The organism is Okeania sp. SIO2B9 (genome assembly GCF_010672505.1).
Lineage (GTDB): Bacteria > Cyanobacteriota > Cyanobacteriia > Cyanobacteriales > Microcoleaceae > Okeania > Okeania hirsuta.
In genome coordinates, this window is sequence record NZ_JAAHGK010000977.1 from 1 (window position 1) to 2,979 (window position 2,979).

A 2,979-nucleotide genomic window follows, 5' to 3' on the forward strand; every position below is an offset into this window, starting at 1 on the left:
TTAATTCAGCAACGTTTAGCTGCAAAAAAAGCCAAGAATTACTCTGAAGCAGACCGCATTAGAGATGAACTACAAAACCAAGGTATTCAACTAATAGACCAACCTGGTGGTGTAACACGCTGGCATCGAAATTAGTTAATTTACAGTGTATTCGGTGGTTTATTAAGTACGGTAGGGAGTAGGGAGTAGTAGGGACTTTGTACGCAACGTCCATACAGAGTAGAGAGTAGGAAAGAATATAGTTTTTCCTGTCCTGAGTATTTTGTTAAAGAAGCTTTCATTATTTGGACTCTGAACTACTGTGCCACATTTACATGAGACTTCTTGCAAAAGTGGTAATTAAATCAATTAAAAATATGAAATCAACAATTCCCTATTCCCTATTCCCTATTCCCTATTCCCTATTCCCTACTCCCTACAAATGTCAAATTTTCACTCGATAAATTATTAATATGAAACCCGAACAAAGGATTTCTATTTCCCTATCTAATATCGTATTAATTATTAGTAGTTTTTTACTACTAATTCTGCTATGGCAAGTGCGGAGTCTAATTGTACTTTTGATGGTTGCAGTAGTTTTAGCTGCATCAATTTCACCATTAGTAAACATCGCAGAAAAAATGAAATTACCCCGCTGGTTAGGGGTAATTATAGTTTATTTAACCCTGATTTCTGGACTGATAAGTGTTGCTTTAACTATTGGTCCACCAGTATTCGATCAAATTGAAACACTTTTACGACAATTACCACTATTTTCTGAGAGTATTGGGGAGAATATTGAAGATTTTATTAGTTCCTTAATTCAAAGTCCTCCTGATTGGATTAATCAACTTTTTGATACTAAATCTGTCACCAGTTGGGTAATTCGTTCTAGTCAACAATTATTATTACGTTCTTATAGTTTAACTAAAGGTGTATTGGGAGGAGTAGTTAGTTTAATATTAGCTTTATTTATTTCAGGCTATATGTTAGCAGATAGCAAAACCTTGATTAATGGTTTAGTAAAACTTTTTCCTCAACCTTGGGATAAAAGACTGGAAAATCAAGTTGTTCCTGTTACTCAAAGAATGGGAGGTTATATTAGGGGACGTATCATAGTTTCTGCCATTTTAGGTATCGCAACTACCACTGGTTTAGGATTTTTAGGATTGAAAGATTTTTCCCTAGGTTTAGGAGCAATAGCTTCTGTTACAAACTTAATACCTTTTATTGGTCCCATTTTAGGTGCTATCCCGGCTTTAATTGTGGCTATTGCTAAAGGTGGATGGTTATTTTTGTGGGTAATAATTTTGTATTATATTATCCAAAATGTGGAAACTTATGTACTCGATCCTTTACTGGTTGGTTCCTCTGTTGGAGTACATCCTTTATATCAATTACTATCAGTTTTAGTGGGGATTCAATTATTAGGAATTATCGGCGCTTTGATTGTTCCACCTTGGTTCGCTGGAGGTGCTGCTTTGGTAGAAAATTTATATTTAAAACCTAAATTAGAAGCAGAAAATATGCAGCCTCTAGTTACGAATAATGGCGATCATAATTCACCACCCGTGACTTCTTGATTTGAGTTTTTAGGTGTTAAGTAATAGGTTGTAGTTTGATAGATAAAAATTATGGCTGTAGCTGATGATTCTTTCAGACAATCAATCTGAAAAGAGCGCAAATTAACTATCAACAGACTTTCTAAAATCTGCTAACTTTTAACTTTAGTTGATATTTCCAAAAAATTGGTAACATTTGTCGCCGACCCGGGGTCCTACCGCTATTCCTTAGTTTCCCGAATTACTACTCCCTACTCCCTAGAACCTCAGGGCTGTTTCATTCTAAACTGTGCCATTTTATGTATTGACGAAACCACATTATTTACAGCTTGAGGAAATTTATCTTTCGCTGTCTGAAAATCAATAAATTCATTGTCAAAATCTAGAATGAAATGACCCTGCTAGAACCTACGGACGTTGCATGCAATGTCCCTACCTAAAACAAACGAATTTTGTACCTCACGCTTTTTGGGAATTGCTATATCAACTATGGGGATTTAAAATTCATAAATTGGTAGTGCTAAACAAGTAATCATTTTTGAATTTTTACTCCTAAAAATTCAATTCAAGGAATATACTAACCAATATCCTTAAGTCTTTCTGACTACCCATAAATTTAGCTCTTCCTATACCAGCACTCCTCGTAGCGGTTGTGCAGAAAATATCTGAGAATTAGTAGATCCTTAAATATGAGTAAGACTTTCAGATTTCTTACTCTGTGTAAAAAAGTTTTACAAATCATTTAGGATTGCTATATAATTGAAATACTATAGTAATTTCAAATAAAAATGAAATACTTTTTAGGCTGAAAGTCTTTCAAGGCAAGAAATGCTTTTCTCAATCTAAACTTAAATGACTATATATTTTGTTTGCCATATAGTATTAAACATATTTATGAAGATAGTCAAGAAGATCAATCCACAAATTTTAAGTATAGCAAGTAATATAATATAAAAGTAGCAAAGATTCACAAGGATGTGGTCAAGAAAGTATTTTGCTCTCTGAATAATTATGCATAGTTCTATATTGTGATAACAAGACAGCTCTTAACTAGGGAAAATCAGGGGTAATAAATAGTTTTTGGTATCCTTCTCCCGCAGAAAAAAAATGTAACTCTGTTCAAGAAAATTTCGAGGCATGTGGAATGCCGATATTATTTCACAAAGAAGGAAAAAAATGGTGAAGATTCTCTTAGTTGAAGACAATGAAATGAACCGGGACATGTTGTCTAGGCGTCTAACGCGTAGAGGTTTTGAGGTAATTATTGCTGTTGATGGAATTGAAGGTGTCGAGATGTCTAAATCAAAATTACCAGATTTAATTTTAATGGATATGAGTTTGCCAGTTTTAGATGGGTGGCAAGCAGCAAAAAAAATTAAAGATAACTCAGAAACTAGCCATATTCCCATAATAGCAATGACCGCCCATGCTATGGCAG

At 34.1% G+C, this 2,979-nt stretch carries 2 protein-coding genes; both read left to right on the top strand.

Going from position 1 to position 2,979, the window contains the following annotated elements; translation table 11 throughout:
- Positions 1-452: 452 nt before the first annotated feature.
- Positions 453-1,562 carry an AI-2E family transporter gene (locus F6K13_RS26235; protein ID WP_287288876.1) on the top strand — a complete coding sequence of 370 codons (1,110 nt, stop codon included), beginning with the start codon at positions 453-455 and terminating at the stop codon, positions 1,560-1,562.
- Positions 1,563-2,717: 1,155 nt separating this feature from the next.
- Positions 2,718-2,979, top strand: a 262-nt coding sequence (locus F6K13_RS26240; RefSeq protein ID WP_287288878.1) for a response regulator, incomplete at its 3' end; no start/stop codon positions are given.

What these genes read in the sequence shown, in the direction of transcription:
- F6K13_RS26235 (WP_287288876.1), top strand. Translation starts at nt 453, where the DNA reads ATGAAACCCGAACAAAGGATTTCTATTTCCCTATCTAATATCGTATTA.